Origin of the sequence: Actinomadura sp. 3N407 (assembly GCF_052245875.1) — a bacterium.
Taxonomy (GTDB): Bacteria; Actinomycetota; Actinomycetes; order Streptosporangiales; family Streptosporangiaceae; genus Spirillospora.
Genome location: NZ_JBQQBP010000019.1, coordinates 94,842 through 113,855, shown reverse-complemented (window position 1 = coordinate 113,855; position 19,014 = coordinate 94,842). Strand labels below are relative to the sequence as shown.

Below are 19,014 nucleotides of genomic sequence, written 5' to 3'. Positions count from 1 at the left end.
GTCCACGGGTCCGGCGGGACAGATCCGGGGGGCGCGCGACCGTAACCTGTGGCACCGCACACATGGGGCCTGTGTGGTCATCTGGCCTGAATCCAGTTAGTGTCGTGAACTGGTGCGCCGGGAAGTCTGGTCGGCAAGTCCTGCCCGAACTCTCTCGGAGTGCGTTGATGCCCTGCCTGCCCACCCCCGTAACGGCCGGTCGCAACGGGCGTCGCGCCACGGCGCTCAAACTGCTGCCCTTGCTCGCGGCCTTCTGGCTCGCGATATCCGGGCACTACACACCGCTGCTGCTGATGCTCGGCGCGTTGTCCGTCGTCCTGGTGGTCTGGGTGATCTGGCGGATGCAGGTCGTCGACGACGAGAGCCTCCCGCTGCGGCTCGTGCCGCGCCTGCCGCGCTACCTGCTGTGGCTGAGCGGGCAGATCATGCTTTCGGCGCTGACGGTGCTGCGGCTGGTGTGGTCGCCGCGGAGCAGGATCCGTCCCGCCGTCGGCATGGTCGCTGCCGCCGACCTGCCGGACCTGTCGAAGGTCATCTACGCGAACTCGATCACCCTGACGCCGGGGACGCTCTCGGTCTCCTTCCGCGATGACGACATCGAGGTGCACGGCCTCCAGCGGGAGGGCATCGCCGGCCTGCGGGGCGGTGCGATGCGGACCCGGGTCGAGGGCCTGGGGACAGGCTGATGCTCATCGCGGCCGTCACCGCTCTGCTCGTCGCCATGGCCCTGGCGCTCGTCCGGGCGTTCCTGGGGCCCAGGCTCTACAACCGGGTTCTGGCGATCAACGTGTTCGGGACGAAGACCGTCCTGTTCATCGCGGTGGTCGGAGCCATTTCCGGGCGGCCCTACATCTTCGAGATCGCGCTGCTCTACGCGCTGGTCAACTTCGTCACCACGGTCGCCGTCCTGCGGCTGACCCACATCGACGAACTGCTGCCCGAAACCGACGAAGGGAACGCGCGGTGAGCGTCTCGCTGCTCATCGACGTCGCGAGCGGCGCGCTGGTGCTGGCCGGCTGCGTGTTCGTGGTCTCGGGGGGCGTCGGCCTGCTGCGGTTCCCGGACTTCTACACCCGCACGCACGCCGGCAGCCTCACCGACTCCGCCGGGGCGGCCCTGCTGATCCTGGGGCTGCTGCTGCAGGCGGAGAGCTGGCAGAGCGCGCTCCGGCTGGTACTGATCATGTTGTTCATGATGCTGACGGGCCCGACCGCCGCGCACGCGCTCGCCCAGGCGGCGCGCCGGGACGGCGAACGGCTTCCGGCCGAAGGCGAGGACCGTCACTGATGTCCCTGCTGGTGCTGATGAACGTCTCGCTGTTCGCGCTTCTGCTGGCGACCGCGCTCGCGATCACCCGGCTGCGCGCGCTCTACGAGGCGACCATGCTGACCGCGCTGGCGGGCCTGCTGTCGGCGAGCCTCTTCGTGTCCCTGGACGCGCTGGACGTGGCCATCACCGAGGCGGCCGTCGGGACCGGGATCAGCACGGTCCTGTTCCTCGGCGCGCTGGCGCTGACCCGTTCACGGGAGGCGGTCACCCCCCGCCGCAAGCTCTGGTCGGGCGGTGCGGTGGCCGTGCTGCTGGGCGCCACGCTCCTGTACGCGAGCCAGGACCTGCCGTCGTTCGCCGATCCGGACACGCCCGTGCAGACCCATCCCGTGGGCCACACCTATCTCCAGGAGTCACAGGAGGACATCGGCATCCCGAACACGGTCGCGGCCGTGCTGGCCTCCTATCGCGGCTACGACACGCTGGGCGAACTGGTCGTGATCTTCACCGCGGGCGTCACCGTCCCGCTGCTGCTGATGCGGACGCGGCGGCGCGGGGAGCAGGACGAGGCCCGCGCGGTCGTGATGAGCGAGTACCGCGTCCTCCGGGTGGCCAGCAAGATCTTGATGCCCTTCATATTTATCTTCGCGTGCTATGTCCTCTTTCATGGGGATTACGGGCCGGGCGGGGGGTTCCAGGGCGGCGTGATCTTCGCGGCGGGCTTCGTGCTCTACGGACTGGTGTTCGGCATCAGGAGCGTCGAACGCGTCCTGCCCTGGCCGGTGATGCTGGGCCTTGTGCCGGTCGGCGTACTGCTCTACGCCGGTCTCGGAATCGCGAACATGCTGCTGGGCGGGACGTTCCTCGACTACGACACCCTGGTACCCGATCATCCGGAGGAAGGCCAGCACATCGGCATCCTGATCATCGAGACCGCGGTGGGGATCACGGTGGCGGCCGTGCTGATCGCGGTGTTCTACAGCTTCGCCGGCCGCGGGGCGCGCCGATGACCGGTGACCACTACATCTACTGGTTCGTGTTCATCCTGATGGTCATCGGCCTGTACACGGTGATCAGCCACGGCAACCTGGTGAAGAAGCTGATCGGCCTGAACCTCTTCCAGATCGGCGTGTTCATGTTCTACATCGCCCTCGGCAAGGTCGAGGACGGTCACGCGCCGATCATCGAGAAGGGCGTCGAGACCTACTCCCACCCGCTGCCGCACGTACTGATCCTCACCGCGATCGTCGTCGGTGTCGCCACCACGTCGCTGGGGCTCGCGCTCGCGATACGGATCTACGAGGCCTACGGCACGATCGAGGAGGACGAGGTCATCGAGCGGGACAACGTCGACGACGGGCAGGCCTCGTGACGCCCCATCTGCCTGCGCTGCAGGTCGTGATCCCTCTGCTGTGCGCCCCGCTGTGCGTGCTGCTGCGCTCCCGGACGGCCGCGTGGCTGCTGTTCCTGGCCGCCGCGGCGTCGTCCCTCGCCTGCGCGTCCGTGATGGCCTGGCACGTCGCCGACGGCGAGGTGTTCCGCTACACGATGGGCGGATGGCGGCCGCCGGCGGGCATCGAGTACGTCGTCGACAAGGCCAACGTTCCGGTGCTGATCCTGGTGGCGGCCATCGGCCTCGCCGCCGCCGTCTACGGCCGGCGGAGCATCGCGTCGGAGATCGAGCCGGCCCGGGCCCCGCTGTTCTACGCCTGCCTCTGCCTGAACCTCGCCGGCCTGCTCGGCATCACGGCCACCGGCGACGCCTTCAACGCCTTCGTCTTCCTGGAGATCACCTCCCTGTCCTCGTACGCGCTGGTCGCCATGGGACGGCGCAAACGCGCCCTTCTGGCCGCGTTCCAGTACCTGATCGTCGGGACGATCGGCGCCACCTTCGTGCTGATCGGCATCGGACTGGCCTACGCCGTGACCGGCACGCTCAACATGGCCGACCTGGCGCAGCGGCTGCCGGAGATCTACGGCAACCGCGCCCTGGCCGCCGCCGTCATCTTCGTGTTCGTGGGCCTGGCCATCAAGATGGCCCTCTTCCCGCTGCACGCCTGGCTGCCGGACGCCTACGCGGAATCGCCGTCGGTGGTCGCCACGTTCCTGGCGGCGACCAACACCAAGGTCGCGATCTACCTGCTGCTGCGCTTCGCGTTCGGCGTCTTCGGGGCGGCGCTGGTCTTCGGGAGGATGCCGGTCACCGAGATCGGGCTGCTGCTGGCGTGCCTGGCGATGCTAGTCGCGTCCGCCGTCGCGTGCTTCCAGACGGACTTCAGATACCTGCTGGCCTGGTCGAGCATCGCCCAGGTCGGGTACATCGCCGCCGGTTTCAGCCTCGCGACCGCCGACGGCCTGACCGCCGCGTACCTGCACATCATCAACCACGCGCTGATCAAGGGCGCGCTGTTCGCCGCGGCGGGCATCGTGGTGCTGCGGCTCGGCTCGGCGCGGCTGTCGGCGATGGCGGGGCTCGGCCGGGCCATGCCGTGGACGTTCGCCGCGATCGTGGTGGCCGGTCTCGGGCTGATCGGGTTGCCGCCGACGGCCGGGTTCGTCAGCAAGTGGGTGCTCGCGGAGGCCCTCATCGAGGACGGACGCTGGGCGGTCCTCGCGGTCCTGCTCATCAGCTCCCTGCTGTCGGTGGTCTACGTGGGGCGGGTCATCGAGGTCGGCTGGTTCCGCCGTCCCGCCGAGCCCGTGACGGTCGAGAGACCGCCGCCGTCCATGGCCGCCGCGACCTGGTCCCTCGTCCTGCTGTCCCTGGTGTTCGGGTTCGCGCCCGGCTGGCCGATGAGCCTGGCGGAAGGCGCCGCGGCCGTCCTGATGGGGGGCGCGGAATGACCGTCCAGTCCGCGGGCCTGCCGTCCCCCGACGCCGCGCTCGCCCTGCCCGCCGCGGTGGCGGTGCCGCTGCTGGGCGGCCTCGCCGTGGTCGCACTCCGGCGCCGTCCCAACCTGCGCGAGGCGGCCTCGCTGGTCGCCGCCGTCGCGACGGCCGCGATGGTCCTCTCGCTGTGGCCGGCGGTGGACGACGGGCTGCGGCTCCGCCTCTGGGACTGGCTGCCGGGCATCTCGCTGGTGTTCACGCTGGAACCGCTCGGCCTGCTGTTCGCGACCGTCGCCGGGCTGCTGTGGCCGGTGACGACCCTGTACGCGATCGGCTACATGCGCGGCAACCTGCAGCGCAACCAGACCCGCTTCTACTTCTTCTTCGCCCTGGCCATCGCGTCGGCGCTCTGGATCGCGTTCTCCGGCAACCTCGCGACACTGTTCATCGGGTACGAGGTCCTGACGCTGTCGACCTGGCCGCTGGTCATCCACTCGGGCAACGAACAGGCCAAACGCGGCGGACGCGTCTACCTGGGGCTGTTGCTGACGACCTCGATCGGCCTGCTGCTCCCGGCCATCGTCTGGACGGCCGTCCTCGCCGGAACCACGGACTTCGTGGCCGGGGGGATCCTGCACGGCAAGGCGGGAACGGCCACTCTGACCGTGCTGTTCGCGCTTTACCTGTTCGGCATCGGGAAGGCGGCGCTGTTCCCCTTCCACCGCTGGCTCCCCGGAGCCATGGTGGCGCCCACGCCGGTGTCGGCCCTGCTGCACGCGGTCGCGGTGGTCAAGGCGGGCGTGTTCACGGTCCTCAAGGTCTCGATCTACGTCTTCGGCATCGACACGCTCGACGTCACCGGCGCCGCGGAGCCGATGATGTGGGTCGCCGCGGTCACGCTGCTGGGCGCGGGCCTGATCGCGGTCACGCGCGACGACCTCAAGGCACGGCTGGCGTACTCGACGGTGAGCCAGCTCGCCTACATCGTCCTCGCCGCCGCCCTCGCCAACGACATCGCCGCCGCGGGCGGCGCGCTGCACATCGCCAACCACGCCGCGGCCAAGATCACGCTGTTCTTCTGCGCCGGCGCGATCTACACCGCGACCAACCGAACCCGCGTCAGCGAGCTCGACGGGCTCGGCCGCACCATGCCCTGGACGTTCGGGGCCTTCCTGGTCGCCGCGGTCTCCATCGTCGGGCTGCCCCCGCTGGGCGGCGTGTGGAGCAAGTGGCTCCTGCTGCTCGGGGCGGCCGACGCCGGGCAGACCGTGATGTTCGGGGTCCTGCTGGCGGGGTCGCTGCTGTCGCTGGCCTACCTGATGCCGATCCCGGCGCGGGCGTTCTTCCGCCCGCCCGCCGGCCGGCCGGGCGACGGGGAGGCGCCGTGGACGCTGGTGCTCCCCCTCGTCCTCACCGCCGTGGCCTGCGTGGCCCTGTTCATCGGAGTCGATGCGGTCATCGCCCCCCTCAACGAGGTCCTGGAGTCACCATGAAAGACGATCATCGTTGGCTGGACGAGCCCCGCAACGTGGACCGCGTCGTCCACGGCCTCTACACGCTGTGCGCCCTGGTGTTCCTCGCCGACCTGTTCTACACCAAGCACCCGTTCTTCGGCTTCGAGAACCTCTTCGGCTTCTACGCCCTCTACGGGTTCATCGGCAGCGTGACGCTGGTGCTGACCGCCAAGCAGCTGCGCCGGGTGCTGATGCGCCGCGAGGACTACTACGAGCGGCCGGAGCGGACCGACGATGACGATTAACCCGGCGCTGCTGCTCATCGCCGGTGCGCTGCCCATCCCGCTGCTGGCCGGCCGGGTTCGCGCGGTCTGGATGATGCTGCTCCCGGTCGCCGCGATGGCGGTGCTGTGGACGCTGCCCGAGGGCGTGCACGGCGGGTTCGGGATGCTGGGCCTCCGGCTGGAGCCGCTGCGGGTGGACGCGCTGGCGCGGATCTTCGCGACGGCCTTCCTCCTCGCGGCGTTCATCTCGGTGATCTACGCCCTGCACCTGCGGGACCGGATGCAGCAGGCCGTGATCCCCGTCTACGCCTCGGCCGCGGTCGGCGGGGCGCTCGCCGGCGACCTGATCACCTTGTTCGTCTTCTGGGAGCTGGCCGGCCTGTCCTCGGTGTTCCTGATCTGGGCACGGCGCACCGAGCGCGCCTACCGGGCCGGGATGCGCTACCTCGTCGCGCAGGTCGCGTCCGGCCTGCTGATGCTGGGCGGCATCGTCCTGCACGTGCAGTCGGGGGCGGGCCTGGAATTCGGCTTCATCGGCGCGACCGAGCCCGGCGGCCTGCTGATCCTGCTCGCGGTCGGGATCAAATGCGCCTTCCCCGTCCTGCACGCCTGGCTCCAGGACACCTACCCGGAGGCCACCGTCGTCGGCACCGTGGCGCTGTCGGCGTTCACGACCAAGTTCGCCGTCTACGTGCTGGCGCGCGGCTTCCCCGGCACCGGGGCGCTGGTGTGGGTCGGCGTCGTGATGGCGTGCTTCCCGATCTTCTACGCCGTGATCGAGAACGATCTGCGCCGGGTGCTGGCGTACAGCATGATCAACCAGCTCGGCTTCATGGTCGCCGCGGTCGGGGTCGGCGGCGCGCTCGGCGTCAACGGCGCCGCCGCGCACGCGTTCGCCGACATCCTGTTCAAGGGCCTGCTGTTCATGAGCATGGGCGCGGTCCTGCTGCGCACCGGGACGACCAAGGGCTCGGAACTGGGCGGGCTCTACAAGTCGATGCCGCAGACCATGGTGCTGTGCGTCATCGGAGCCGCGTCCATCTCCGCGTTCCCGCTCTTCTCCGGGTTCGCCACCAAGTCGATCATCATGGAGGCCTTCGCGGAGGAGCACCGCACCGCCGTCTGGCTGCTGCTGCTGTTCGCCTCGGCCGGAGTCTTCCACCATGCCGGGATCAAGATCCCGTTCTTCGCGTTCTTCGCCCACGACCAGGGGCACCGGGTCTCCGAGGCACCGCTGAACATGCGCCTCGCCATGGGCCTGGCCGCGGCCGGCTCCATCGCCATCGGGGTGGCGCCGAACCTGCTGTACGGCCTGCTCCCGTACGAGATGGACTACTCGGCCTACACCGTCCCGCACGTCGTCAACCAGGTGCAGCTGCTGCTGCTCGCCTCGCTGGCCTTCACGGTGCTGATGCGGACCGGCCTCTACCCGGCCGAGCTGCCCTCGGTGAACCTGGACGCCGACGTGATCTACCGCCGCCTGCTGCCGCGCGCCTGGCGCACGGGCCTCCAGGGCGCGACACGCATGCGGGACGAGATCAGCAAGCCCTTCCAGCGGCAGGGGGGCCGCGTCTCCACCATCGCCTCCCGGCCCTTCCGGGCGCGGGGGTGGCTCGGAGTGCCGTGGTCGACCGACGTCATGGTGCTCTGGGTGGCCCTGGTCCTCGGCCTCTTCCTCCTGATCTCCCTGCTTTGACGGGCCCCGCGCGGGCGTCAGCCGCCGAGGAGGGTCAGGTCCGATGTGCGGAGCCGGGTGTTGACCAGCAGGCCGGTGATGAGGTTGTGGTTGAGCGCGTTGCCGAGCGGCGGCGGGATCTCCTCCTCGCGCAGCCCGTCCATCGCGGTGCTGAGCCGCATGCGGACCGCGGTGACGACGCGGGCGGCCCGCTTGTCGTTCCAGGTCTCGCCGGGACGGAGCCGGCCCATCTCGTCGGCGACCTGGGCCCAGGTGAGCGGCTGCGGCCACGGCTCCTGCCGCAGGTAGCGCTGGGCGAGGCAGGTCAGCACCAGCCTCTCGGTGTCGCTCAGACGCCACGGGTTCACGTCGTCCGGGTCGTGGGTCTCGACCTCGTGCAGGTCGACGCCTCCCGGCGGCGGCGGTCCCGCGGCGATCCGCACTTCGAGGAGGTGCTCCTTCGCCGGGCCGACGATGAACAGCGGCGAGTACGCGACCGGCAGTTCGGCCCGGTGCCCACCGAGCACCAGCCGCGATCCCGGGAACCGGATGGCCAGCTTGCCGACGTTGTGCAGCACCCAGCGCGAGTGCTCCCGGGTGATGACGCCGTGCCGCCGGCTGACCCGGGTGTCGTCACCGCCGACGCAGACGTGGACGTCCGGCTCGCACCGTCCGAACACGACATCGAACCCGGCGTCCGGGGACACGCGCATCCCGCCGTCCGGCCCCATGACGAACAGCGTGCCGGGCTGGGCGGGCGGCAGCCCGGCGGCCAGGCCGCCGCTCTCCTTCGGGAGGATGCCGACCTTGCCCGGCGCCTTCCGCGTCATCATCGTCACGTGGCACGTCCTCTCCTCGCGCGTGGCCGCGATCAAAGTATCCCTCACCGAGCGGGAGGGGTCCCGGCGCCGGAATCGCGTGCACGTCAGTACAGGCCTTCGGCGGCCATGTCACTGCCCTCGCTGCCCCGGCCGGCGATGATCACGTTCCCGTCCACCGCGACCGTGTGGGCGGCCCCGCCCGCCGGGGCGCGGTACGTCAGCTTCCAGGAGATCCGCGGGGGCCATTCGGGCATCGGAACCGTCTTCCGCCACGGCAGCCGAACCTTCTTCAGCGTCGTGGACTTCCCGTTCACCATGTAGGTCAGCGAGCTGATCCTGCCGTCGCCCTCGACGGAGAAGGTGATCTCCGCCCGCGTCGCCGTCGACGTGGGCGAAGGCGACGGTGAGGCCGGCGCGGCCGAGGCGGTGGGCGTGGGGTCGGCGGACGCGCCGGCCTCGCCCCGGAACGCGTACCAGCCCGCGACCGGAAGCACGACGCCGGCCAGGAGGACGGCCGCGCCCGCCGCACCGAGCACCAGACCCCGGCGGCGCCCGCCCGGCCGGGACGGCGGCGGGGCGGTCTGCGGGGGCGGGGCGGCCGGCGGGTTCTCCGCCTCGGTCCGGCGCTGGGCGATCCCGGCCACCACGGCGGGCGGCAGCGGGACGCCACCGTCCCCCCGGCCCGACAGCCGCTCCACCAGCCGGCGGGCGGTGGGCCGGCGCTCCGGGTCGAGCTGCATGCACGACTCGATCAACGACCGGAGGTCACCGTCGGCGATCCCGTCAAGCCGCGGCGGCTCCGTCTGGACGCGTCGCATCTTCGCATGCCACGGGCCCTCGCCGAACGGTTCCCGGCCCGTGCACGCGAACGCCAGCGTCGACCCGAACGAGAAGACGTCGCCGGACGGGCCGACCGTCACCCCCGCCACCTGCTCCGGCGACATGAACCCCGGGGATCCGGCCTGCGCACCCGGGCGCGAGATGGACGAGGAGTCCACCGCGCGGGCGATGCCGAAGTCGATCACGCGGGGACCGTCCGCGGTCAGCAGGACGTTCGCGGGTTTCAGGTCCCGGTGCACGACGCCGGCGCCGTGAATCGACACGAGCGCCTCCGCGACGCCCGCCGCCAGCGCCCACACCGCGTCCACCGCGAGCGGGCCGGACGCGTGGACGGCGTCGCGCAGCGACACCGACGGCAGGAACTCGGTCACCAGCCACGGGATCTCCGCGCCCGGATCGGCGTCGATCACCGCGGCGGTGAAGCCGCCGCCGACCGATCGCGCGACCCTGGCCTCGCGCTCGAACCGGGCCCGGAAGTCGTGGTCCGCGGCGAACTCGGGATGCACCATCTTGATCGCCACGGTCCGCCCGGCGGCGGAGCGGCCGAGATACACCACGCCCATCCCGCCGGACCCGATGCGCGCCAGGACGCGGTACCGCCGTCCCATGGTCTCCACCCAGCGTGGGTCGTCCGGCTCAAGGGGTCGCACATGGTCCTCCGATTCAGCGTGGTGCGGCGACGGCCCGGACGTTCCCGTCCCCGGCGCCGATGAAGACCAGCCCGTTCACGCTCACAGGCTGGACGCGGATGGATTTCTCGGTTCCGTAGGTCCACCGGACACGGCCGTCGGCGGTGTCCAGCGCGTAGAGATTGCCGTCGGCGCAGATGGCGTACAGGGTGGTGCCGGACAGGCAATAGGCCGTCGCCTGGCCGCGGGGATCGTCCTTCAGCCGCGTCAGCCCGCGCGACCAGATCTGCCGTCCGGTCGCGCTGTCCAGGGCGAGCACGACGCCATCGCGTCCTTCGACGTAGAAGCGCCCGCCGCCCACCTGGCTGCCCCAGCCGCCGACGTTCCGTCTCCGCCAGGCGGACGCGCCGTCGGCGGCGCGTATCGCGTGCAACGTCCCGAACCGGTCGCAGGCGAAGACCATGCCGTCGCCGGTGATCTGGTAGTCGCCGTAGTCCAGCGGATACGTCCAGCGGGTCTTCCCGGTCCGCGCGTCCAGGCCGACCAGGGCCTCGGACGACAGCGCCAGCACGAGGCCGTCCGCCGCGGAGAGCCCGGACCGGGCGGCCGCCCGGGACGTCCAGCGGCGCCCCCCGCCGGTCGCGTCCAGCGCGGTGATCTCCTCGCGGCCGAAGACGACCACCGGGCCGGTGGCCGCCAGGTCCCCGCTCGGGAGCCTGTCGAAGTCGACCTCATGCCTCCACAGCTCCTCGCCCGTCCTGGAACGGACCGCGCTGATCTCCCTGCTCTCGTTCAGGGTCAGATACGTCACGTCGCCTCCGCCCACCGCGGAGGAGCCTCCGTCGCGCTTCCACAGCACCTTGCCCGTGCGCGAATCCAGCGCGTGGACGATTCCGGTGCCGTCGTCCCCGTTCTTCTCGCTCCCGTTCGCCAGCAGCACCCCACCGGCGGTGGCGAGGCTCAGGAAATCCTCGCTCACCCGGCGCGTCCACCTCGAACGTCCCTCGGGCGGCGGTCCCTCCGGCGCGCCGGCGCGCCGCGCCCCGGGCGGTCGCGAGCCGTCGCTCCGGTCGCGGGTCCTCCGCCACGCGAACGTCCCGAGAGCGCCCGCCGTCAGGACGCCCGCGCCCACCCCGGCCAGGATCGTCCGGCGGGTGACGTCCTCCGCCGGGGGCGCCGTGCCCTGGACGGCACCGTCCGGATCCTCCGTCGGCGCCTGCCCGGCCGCGGAGTCCCGGTCCGCCGCGTCGCCGGCCGGGGGCCGCGTCAGCGTCTCGGCCTCGGCGGTGCGGCGGTCGATCTCCTCCGCGATCCCCGGCGGCAGCCACCGGGCCCCCAGCAGGGACGGCTCGTCCCGACCCGGCGGTCCCAGCAGTTCCAGCACGGCGGCGGCGGACGGACGCAGCCCGGGGTCGACGTGCAGGCACGCCCCGATCAGCGCGAGCAGCCAGGGTTCGGTGATCGCGTCCAGGTCCGCGTGCGCCGTCATCGCCCGCAGGTCACGCGACCGCGCCGGCCCGGACCCGAACGGCTCCGCCCCGGTCGCCGCGTACGCCAGCATCGCGCCCAGGGAGAACACGTCGGCCGCCGGCCCGACCTTCTCCCCGCGGACCTGCTCGGGCGCCATGAACCCGGGCGTGCCGATGGGCGCGCCCACGCGGGTGATGGCCGTCGCGTCCTCCGGCCGGGCGATGCCGAAGTCGATCACCCGGGGCCCGCCGGCGGTCAGCATCACGTTGCCCGGCTTCAGGTCGCGGTGCACCACGCCGGTGCGGTGGATGTCCGCGAGCGCCTCGGCCAGCCCGGCCGCCAGCGGCCGGACGGCGTCCGGCGGCAGCGGGCCGAACCGGCCGACGGCCTCGCGCAGCGACAGCCCCGGCAGGTAGGCGGTGACCAGCCACGGCGCGGCCGCGTCCGGGTCGGCGTCCAGCACCGGCGCGGTGAACACCCCCGACACCCGGCGGGCGGCGTCCACCTCGCGGCGGAACCGGGCCGCGTATCTGGGCTCCCCCGCCATCGACCGCCTGATGACCTTGACGGCGATCGGCCGGCCGGCCCCCGACCGTCCCAGGTAGACGACCCCCATCCCGCCCGCGCCGAGCCTGCCGAGCAGCCGGTACGGACCCACCCGGTGCGGATCACCACGCCGAAGCGGCTCCACCGCCGTCCTCCTCCTGCCGCCGGACTCACCGTCGACCATCGTCCGGGATCGCGTACCGGGACCGGTCCCGGCGTGACGGAAGTGTAATCACGGCGTGAGTTCCAGCGATCACGGTGGGCCAGACGGACGCGCGGCGAGGACCGGCCGCGTGATCCGGCCGCGCCCGCTGCACATCAGCGCCTTCGAGCGCGTCAGCGAGACCAGCGGCCCCGGCTCCCGTGCCGTCCTGTGGTTGCGGAGCCCCGGCCGCCCCGGCGCCGCACCCGCGGGGCACGGCTTCCGAGTCACGGTGGACGAGACGTTCGCGCACATCGCCGCCCTGGGCGACCGGATCGAGGGCGTGACGGTCAGAGGCGACGAGCCGCTCCGGCAGCGCCGCGCCGTCCTCCGGCTGCTGGCCCGCGTCCGGGAGGAGACCTCCCTGTCGGTCATCCTGCTCACCGGTTACGGCTGGGACGAGATCGTGCGGATGCCGGGCGCCACGGCACTGCGCGACCGGGTCGACGTACTCCTGGCGGGCCGCCCCCCGGAGCACGGAGCGCACGGGTCACCCGCACGCACCATGCACCTGTTCACCGCCCGCTACTCGGCCGCCGACCTCGATGCCGTCTAGCCGCCACCGCGCGCAGGTCTCGGTCGATGACGTCCCTCTCACCGTCCGACCTGCGGCATTGCTGATTTTGTGGGTGTTTGCATTCTCTTGAGCCTTTGGTAGGTTCTGTCCGAATTCGGCGCCCGCCATGCGCCGTGGCCATCGACCAGTGCGTCCGTCTCATCCTCAGCCCGCGGCTCGGGATGAAGGCGGCGACGCCGAGTCCGCGATCGCGCGGAGCCGGGGAACCAGCGCGAGTGACGTCCAGGCCGGCCGGCCTGTGCCGCCTCGCAGGGGTGAATCGACGCCTTCTCGCCATGTTCGGGAAGGGTCGTAGGGCGACTTCCACGTCCGAATCCGTCAGCTAACCCGGTAGGCGACATGGAAGGAGCAGATGCCGTGACAGGCAGGCACGTCAAGAAGAACGGATACCCCCCACCCGTATTGGGCGTCGTCCTCGCCGGTGCCCTTGTCGGCTCCCTCGCCCTCATGCCGGGGGGCGGAGACTCCGAGAACCCCGGCAGGCCCGCCTCCGCGAAGGTCTCGGCGGACCGCGGCGAACGACCGGATTCCCGACGAGCCGAGGACGCGCCGAGCGAGCCGCCGGCCGACTGCGAGCCCTCGGAGGCCACGGACCACGGGTACCCCAACGGCCGGATCCCGGTCGACGAGCTCTGCCCGCTGCCACAGCGGGACGAGTTCCTGCGAGCCGACGCCGCGGTGGCGTTCTACAAGCTCAACGCGGCCTACCAGGAGCGCTTCGGCCACGAGATGTGCGTGCGGAGCTCCTATCGCAGCTACGAGAAGCAGCAGGAGCTGTACGAGACCATGCCGGCGGGCATGGCCGCGCGACCGGGCAACAGCAAGCACGGGAACGGCATCGCCCTCGACTTGTGCGACGGCGTCCAGGACGCCGATTCACCCCAGTTCGAGTGGATGGAAGACAACTCCGAGAAGTACGGCTGGATCCACCCGGCCTGGGCCTACAGCAACCCGTACGAACCGTGGCACTGGGAGTTCGACGGCGGCCAGGACGACTAGCGACCCGCACGGCGGCTGGGCCCGAGCAGACGGCTCGGGCCCGCGGCGGCGGCCGGTGGGCTCGTGTCCTCGCCACCGGAGTCGACGGCCAGGTCGGCGAACGGCAGCGGGCAGCCCTGTTCCCCGGCGCATGCGACCAGATCGTCGCACCCGGCGTCCAGGGCTTGGCGCAACGTGCCCGCGATGGTGCGCAGATCGACGATTCTGGATTCGACCTCGGCGAGTTTGGCGCTCACCCGCGTCCGCAACCCGGAATCGGCGCGGCGGTGCCGGTGCGTCCCGGCGTCCAGCAGTTCGGCGACCTCCTCCAGGGTGAACCCGAGCCGCTGCGCGGTCTTGATCACCCGCAGCAGCGTCACCGCCTCGGCCGGATACACCCGGTGCCCACCCGCCGTCCGCTCGGGCTCGGCGAGCAGGCCCCGGCGCTCGTAGTACCGGAGCGTCTGGAGATTCACCCCGGCCGCCGCCGCGACCTGCCCGCTGCGCAACCCGCCGGCGACGGCGGGCCCGGTCACGCCCGGCTCCCCTGGCCCGCCAGCTCCGCCGCGCGGGCGGCCAGGGCGTCCAGCACCTCGACGTGCGGGCCGGCGACGCTCACCTCCAGGGTCAGCGCGCCGCCGGCCGCCGTCAGGGCGAAGGTGAAGAACGAGCAGCAGCCGGTCTCGCGCACCGCCAGCCCGGCCGCCCGGGCGGCCACATCCGGCTCGGAACGCAACACCAGCTCGACGCGTCCCGGCCCCGCACGCCGCACCTCGGTCACCGCCTCGCCGAACAGCGCGTCGAACTCGGCCTCCCTCAACGGCCGCTCGGCCGTCGGCAGGGTGCACGCCCGCGGCGCCCACCCCGCATCGCCCGGCCCGGACCGTACCTGTTCCAGTTCCATACCTCGAAGGTAAGCCTGTACCCCGGTACCGGATGCAACCCCCCATCGAATGTGGGTACCGGCGGCCGGTCAATGGGCGGCCGTCTACTCGGCGGGCAGGGGGCAGTACAGGTCGATGCCGTTGCCGTCGGGGTCGAGGACGGTGGCGTACCGCATCCCCCAGAAGGCGTCCCACGGTTCCTGGACGCCGGTGTGGCCGGCGCCGGTGAGTTCGGCGTACTTGGCGTCGACGGCGGCCGGGTCGCCGAACTGGAAGGCCAGGAAGTTGCGCGGGTCGCCGGAGGGGCGGCTCCATCCGCCGGTCTGGGCGGAGCTGCGGAACTTCTCGGTGTCCAGCATCAGGTGGAGCCCGCTCGGCAGGTCGCAGCCGGCGTGGTCCGGGTAGGCCTCGTCGACGGTGAACGCCAGCCCGAGCCGGGCGTAGAAGTCCATCGAGGCCTGGATGTCGGACACCACGATGTCGATGGTGTTGAGGGTCGGGTTCATGGCCCGCTCCTTCCGATCGTGAAACGGATGTTGCTCTCCACCTCCAAGACGAACGGGAGAGGGCCCGATCGGACATCGGCGCCCGCGAGTTTCCGACCGGTGTCCATGTGCACCCACCGGCGGAAGATCTGGTAACGACCGTCCCCAGATCTTGGCGCGAAGTGCCTCCGCCGATGGCGGCCGCTTGGAATGATCTCTCTGATCGATCAGGTGCGAACGTATCTCTTGGGGGCTCTCGGTCATGGAAGCGCTGAGGCGCGGTGATCCCGCCCGGGTCGGCCCGTACCGGCTCGAAGGACGGCTGGGCGAGGGCGGCATGGGCCAGGTGTTCCTGGGCATCTCACCCGGCGGACGGCAGGTGGCGGTCAAGCTGATCCGCGGCGAGCACGCGGCCGACCCGCACTTCCGCGCCCGGTTCGCCCGGGAAGTCGACGCCGCGCGAAGAGTGGGTGGATTTCACACCGCGCAGGTGGTCGACGCCGACGCGGAAGCCGAGGCGCCGTGGATGGCGACCGCGTTCGTGCCGGGCCCGTCGCTGCGGGACCGCATCGCGGGCGACGGCCCCCTCGACCCCGGCGCGGTACGGCGGCTGGGCGCGGCGCTCGCCGAGGGCCTGGCCGCCATCCACGCCTGCGGGCTCGTCCACCGCGACCTGAAGCCCGGCAACGTCATCATGTCCCCCGACGGGCCCCGCATCATCGACTTCGGCATCGCCCGCGCCGCCGACGCCGACCCGCTGACCGTGGACGGCGCGGTCATCGGCACCTACACGTTCATGGCACCCGAACAGGTGCGGGGCGAACGCACGGGTCCCCCCGCCGACGTCTTCGCGCTCGGCTGCGTGCTCGTCTACGCCGCCACCGGACAGGGCCCGTTCGACGCCTCCACCGTCCCGGCCGTCGTGCACCGCGTCCTCCACGAGGATCCGCCCCTGAACGGGCTCCCCGTCAGCCTCGCCAGGGCGGTCGCCGCCTGCCTGTCCAAGGACCCGCGGGCCCGCCCGGCCGTCCCGGCGCTCGTCGGCCACCTCACCTCCTCGCCGCCGGGCCCCCTGCCGGACCCGCCGGTCCGGCCCCCCGCCGCTTCGGCGCCCACGGCGCCTCCCGGCACGCTGGTCGCGACCACGGAGGCCGGGAACGCACCCGATGTCACGAGCAAGCGCCGCGTGGCCCGCCGTGCCGTGCTGCTGGGCGCCGTCGCCGCCACCACCGCGGGCGGTGCCGGCGCCCTCATCGCCGCGCGGCGCGGGGAGCGCACCCGGGGCCCCGCGGCGACCGTGCAGCTCGGGCCCGCCGCCACGCTCACCGGCCACGGCGGCGCCGTCGAGGCGGTCGCGTTCAGCCCCGACGGCAGGCTGCTGGCCAGCGGGTCGAGCGGCGACGACGCACCGCGCATCTGGGACGTGTCCACCGCCCGCCCGCTGCGCACCCTCGACGGCGCCCGGGTGCGGGGGGCGGCGTTCAGCCCGGACGGAAGGCTGCTGGCCACCGCGCACGTGGATCCCTACGCCGTGCTCTGGGACGTCGCGTCCGGCCGCAAGATCAGAACCTTCCGCACCGAGCGGTACTCGGTCTTCACGGTCGCGTTCAGCCCGGACGGCCGGACGCTCGCCACCGGAAACCCTGACGTGCGCCTGTGGGACATCCAGACCGGCCGCGCCACCGTCTACGACACCGGCCCCCTCACCCGGAACCCGCAAGGCGACCCCGCCCCCCACACCGTCGTGAAAGCGGAGTTCAGCCCGGACGGGAAGACCCTCGCCGCCGCCCTCACCGGGTACGGCGACGACGGGGACGGACGCGGCGCCGTCCTGATCTGGGACGTGGCGACCCGCCGGAGGCTCGCCCTGTTCCGGGGCCCGACGGAGGAGACCCTGTCGCTGGCCTTCGGCCGCGGCGGCGCCCTCATCGCCACGTGCGGCGGGAGCGACGAGATCTCGCTGTGGGACGTGGCCGCCCGCCGGATCACCGCCACCCTCACCGGCCATCTCGACGAGGTGCGGGCGGTGGCCTGCAGCAAGGACGGCACCACCCTCGCCAGTTGCGGCCTCGACCGGACCGTCCGGCTCTGGGACGTCGCGACCCGCCGGGCCACCGCCGTCCTGACCGGGCACACCGAACTTCTCGACACGCTGGCGCTCGGCCCCGACGGCACGACCGTCGCCGCCGGCGGCGGAGAGGACGACAAGTCCGTCCGTATCTGGAAGGTCCGGTAGATGCAGACGTTGCGGCCACAGGATCCCCCCAGCGTCGGCCCGTACCGGCTGGAGAGGCGGCTCGGCGAGGGCGGCATGGGCCAGGTGTTCCTCGGCATCTCACCGGGCGGGCGGCAGGTGGCCGTCAAGGTGATCCGCGCCGAGCACGCCGCCGACACCCGCTTCCGCGCCCGCTTCGCCCGCGAGGTCGAGGCGGCGCGCAGGGTCGGCGGCTTCTACACCGCCCAGGTCGTGGACGCCGACCCCGACGCGGCCGAACCCTGGATGGCGACCGCCTACGTCCCCGGCCCGTCCCTGCGCGACCAGATCACCCGCGACGGCCCCCTCACACCCGATGCGGTGCGGAGGCTCGGCGCGGCGCTCACCGAGGGCCTGGCCGCCGTCCACGCCTGCGGGCTCGTCCACCGCGACCTCAAACCGGGCAACGTCATCATGTCCCCCGACGGGCCCCGCATCATCGACTTCGGCATCGCCCGCACCGCCGACGCCACCACGCTCACTGCCACGGGCGCCGTCGTCGGCACCTACGCCTACATGGCGCCCGAGCAGATCCGCGCCGACCGCGCCGGTCCCGCCGCCGACGTCTTCGCCCTCGGCTGCGTGCTCGCCTTCGCCGCCACCGGCCACGCGCCGTTCCAGGCCGGCAGCGTCCCCATGATCGTCCAGCGCATCGTCGCCGAACCGCCTCGGCTCGACGGCATGGAGGGGGACCTGCACGACCTCGTCGCGGCGTGCCTGGACAAGGACCCCGGCCGGCGCCCCGCCCTCGACGAGATCGGGCGCCGCCTGACCGCCTCGCCGGCCGTGCCCCCGCGCCGGATCCCGCGCCGCGCCCTCATCGCCGGGGCGGCCGCCGCGACCGCCGCCGCGATCGGCGTCCCGGCCGCGCTGCTGCTCTCCCGCCCCGACGAGACGCCCGCGAAACCGCCCCCGTACACCCCGACCGGCGCCCCCACCGAGACGACCGTGCTCGTCGGCCGGCCGCTCAGCCCCGACCACCTCACGTTCGTCGAGGGCGCCCGGACGCTGATGGCCGTCGGGCTCAGAGCCGTCTGGTACTGGAAACCGTCCACGGGCGAACACAAGATCATCGACATGCCCGAGGTGCTCGACTACGGCACCCAGGCGCTCAGCGCCGACGGGCGGATCCTGGCCGGCTGCTTCGACGCCCATATCGCGATCGGTGACGCGGCCACCGGCACGACCATCCGCCGCATCGACCTCCCCGACCGCCCGGTCTCCCTGGCGCTGACCGCCGACGGCGCCAGGCTCGCCGCCAACCACGGCGACACCGTCGACATCTGGGACGTGCGGACCGGCCGCAGGACCGGCCCGCGCTTCGGCGACGGCGTCCACCTCGCCTACAGCCCGGACGGACGGCTCCTCGCGGGCGGCCGCTCACAGACCGGACCCATCTGGATCTGGGACACCGCGACCGGCCGAACCGTCGCCGAACTGGACGAACCCGGACTCATGGCGCTGACGTTCAGCCCCGACGGCACGCTCATCGCCGGGTCGATCGACTACTCGCACGACGTCCACCTCTGGGACGCCCGCACCGGGCGGAAGATCCGGACCCTGCGGGGCCACACCGAATACGTCAGGACGCTCGCCTTCAGCCCGGACGGCGGCACGCTCGCCAGCGGCGGGAAGGACAAGACCGTCCGGCTGTGGAACACCCGGACCGGCGCGTCCATCGCCACCCTGACCGACGACACCGACGAGGTGAGCACGCTGGCGTTCGCCCCGGACGGCCGCTCCATCGCCGGCGCCACCCGCAGCGGGACGGTCCGCATCCGGCGCTTCACCTGACCACCGGGCACCCCGGCCGCGTC

19 protein-coding genes and 1 riboswitch are annotated in these 19,014 nt (G+C 72.3%); of the genes, 13 read left to right on the top strand and 6 right to left on the bottom strand.

What is annotated here, in order from left to right; all coding sequences use genetic code 11:
• The first annotated feature begins 239 nt into the window (after positions 1-239).
• Genes ACTWPP_RS36225 through ACTWPP_RS36185 form a run of 9 tightly spaced genes read left to right on the top strand, consistent with a single transcriptional unit; the run spans position 240 to position 7,532 of the window.
• Positions 240-686, top strand: coding sequence for a Na+/H+ antiporter subunit E (locus ACTWPP_RS36225; RefSeq protein WP_443108934.1), 447 nt, complete (start codon positions 240-242; stop codon positions 684-686).
• Positions 686-967 (top strand): monovalent cation/H+ antiporter complex subunit F, encoded by a 282-nt coding sequence (locus ACTWPP_RS36220; protein ID WP_443108933.1) that lies wholly within the window; start codon positions 686-688, stop codon positions 965-967. The genes ACTWPP_RS36225 and ACTWPP_RS36220 overlap by 1 nt, the downstream gene beginning before the upstream one ends.
• Complete coding sequence (gene mnhG, locus ACTWPP_RS36215) at positions 964-1,287, top strand: monovalent cation/H(+) antiporter subunit G (protein WP_443108932.1); 324 nt, start codon at positions 964-966, stop codon at positions 1,285-1,287. Before ACTWPP_RS36220 ends, mnhG begins: the two co-directional genes overlap by 4 nt.
• Complete coding sequence (locus tag ACTWPP_RS36210; protein WP_443108931.1) at positions 1,287-2,279, top strand: DUF4040 domain-containing protein; 993 nt, start codon at positions 1,287-1,289, stop codon at positions 2,277-2,279. Before mnhG ends, ACTWPP_RS36210 begins: the two co-directional genes overlap by 1 nt.
• Positions 2,276-2,641 carry a cation:proton antiporter subunit C gene (locus tag ACTWPP_RS36205; RefSeq protein ID WP_443108930.1) on the top strand — a complete coding sequence of 122 codons (366 nt, stop codon included), beginning with the start codon at positions 2,276-2,278 and terminating at the stop codon, positions 2,639-2,641. The genes ACTWPP_RS36210 and ACTWPP_RS36205 overlap by 4 nt, the downstream gene beginning before the upstream one ends.
• Positions 2,638-4,113 (top strand): monovalent cation/H+ antiporter subunit D family protein, encoded by a 1,476-nt coding sequence (locus ACTWPP_RS36200; RefSeq protein WP_443108929.1) that lies wholly within the window; start codon positions 2,638-2,640, stop codon positions 4,111-4,113. Before ACTWPP_RS36205 ends, ACTWPP_RS36200 begins: the two co-directional genes overlap by 4 nt.
• Complete coding sequence (locus ACTWPP_RS36195) at positions 4,110-5,591, top strand: proton-conducting transporter transmembrane domain-containing protein (RefSeq protein ID WP_443108928.1); 1,482 nt, start codon at positions 4,110-4,112, stop codon at positions 5,589-5,591. Before ACTWPP_RS36200 ends, ACTWPP_RS36195 begins: the two co-directional genes overlap by 4 nt.
• Positions 5,588-5,857, top strand: coding sequence for a hypothetical protein (locus tag ACTWPP_RS36190; protein ID WP_443108927.1), 270 nt, complete (start codon positions 5,588-5,590; stop codon positions 5,855-5,857). The genes ACTWPP_RS36195 and ACTWPP_RS36190 overlap by 4 nt, the downstream gene beginning before the upstream one ends.
• Positions 5,847-7,532 carry a Na(+)/H(+) antiporter subunit D gene (locus ACTWPP_RS36185; protein ID WP_443108926.1) on the top strand — a complete coding sequence of 562 codons (1,686 nt, stop codon included), beginning with the start codon at positions 5,847-5,849 and terminating at the stop codon, positions 7,530-7,532. Before ACTWPP_RS36190 ends, ACTWPP_RS36185 begins: the two co-directional genes overlap by 11 nt.
• Positions 7,533-7,549: 17 nt before the next feature.
• On the opposite strand, the gene ACTWPP_RS36180 is transcribed toward ACTWPP_RS36185, so the two are convergent.
• The 3 genes from ACTWPP_RS36180 to ACTWPP_RS36170 form a co-directional block, all read right to left on the bottom strand.
• A complete protein-coding gene (locus ACTWPP_RS36180) occupies positions 7,550-8,350 on the bottom strand; it encodes a hypothetical protein (protein WP_443108925.1) in 801 nt (266 codons plus the stop codon).
• Between the two features lie 86 nt (positions 8,351-8,436).
• Entirely contained in the window at positions 8,437-9,822 is a 1,386-nt protein-coding gene (locus ACTWPP_RS36175; protein ID WP_443108924.1) for a serine/threonine-protein kinase, read from the bottom strand.
• Between the two features lie 13 nt (positions 9,823-9,835).
• The gene (locus tag ACTWPP_RS36170) at positions 9,836-11,962 is read right to left on the bottom strand and encodes a protein kinase domain-containing protein (protein ID WP_443108923.1); all 2,127 of its coding nucleotides are present in this window, start codon (positions 11,960-11,962) and stop codon (positions 9,836-9,838) included.
• Between the two features lie 148 nt (positions 11,963-12,110).
• Here ACTWPP_RS36170 and ACTWPP_RS36165 point away from each other — a divergent pair, with 148 nt between their 5' ends.
• On the top strand, positions 12,111-12,575 hold the full coding sequence (locus ACTWPP_RS36165; RefSeq protein ID WP_443108922.1) for a 4Fe-4S cluster-binding domain-containing protein: 465 nt from the start codon (positions 12,111-12,113) through the stop codon (positions 12,573-12,575).
• A gap of 185 nt (positions 12,576-12,760) precedes the next feature.
• Positions 12,761-12,947, top strand: a riboswitch (cyclic di-AMP (ydaO/yuaA leader).
• 6 nt (positions 12,948-12,953) lie between these two features.
• Positions 12,954-13,595, top strand: a complete 642-nt coding sequence (locus tag ACTWPP_RS36160; RefSeq protein ID WP_443108921.1) for a M15 family metallopeptidase — start codon at positions 12,954-12,956, stop codon at positions 13,593-13,595.
• Here ACTWPP_RS36160 and ACTWPP_RS36155 read toward each other — a convergent pair.
• The 3 genes from ACTWPP_RS36155 to ACTWPP_RS36145 all read right to left on the bottom strand — a co-directional run bounded on the left by ACTWPP_RS36155 (position 13,592) and on the right by ACTWPP_RS36145 (position 14,964).
• Complete coding sequence (locus ACTWPP_RS36155; RefSeq protein WP_443108920.1) at positions 13,592-14,110, bottom strand: MerR family transcriptional regulator; 519 nt, start codon at positions 14,108-14,110, stop codon at positions 13,592-13,594. The genes ACTWPP_RS36160 and ACTWPP_RS36155 overlap by 4 nt on opposite strands.
• Complete coding sequence (locus ACTWPP_RS36150; RefSeq protein WP_443108919.1) at positions 14,107-14,478, bottom strand: hypothetical protein; 372 nt, start codon at positions 14,476-14,478, stop codon at positions 14,107-14,109. Before ACTWPP_RS36150 ends, ACTWPP_RS36155 begins: the two co-directional genes overlap by 4 nt.
• Before the next feature lie 84 nt (positions 14,479-14,562).
• Positions 14,563-14,964, bottom strand: a complete 402-nt coding sequence (locus tag ACTWPP_RS36145; protein ID WP_443108918.1) for a VOC family protein — start codon at positions 14,962-14,964, stop codon at positions 14,563-14,565.
• 241 nt (positions 14,965-15,205) lie between these two features.
• On the opposite strand from ACTWPP_RS36145, the gene ACTWPP_RS36140 reads away from it, so the two are divergent.
• Both ACTWPP_RS36140 and ACTWPP_RS36135 read left to right on the top strand, forming a co-directional pair.
• On the top strand, positions 15,206-17,179 hold the full coding sequence (locus ACTWPP_RS36140) for a WD40 repeat domain-containing serine/threonine protein kinase (protein ID WP_443108917.1): 1,974 nt from the start codon (positions 15,206-15,208) through the stop codon (positions 17,177-17,179).
• A complete protein-coding gene (locus ACTWPP_RS36135) occupies positions 17,180-18,991 on the top strand; it encodes a WD40 repeat domain-containing serine/threonine protein kinase (protein ID WP_443108916.1) in 1,812 nt (603 codons plus the stop codon).
• Positions 18,992-19,014: the final 23 nt, after the last annotated feature.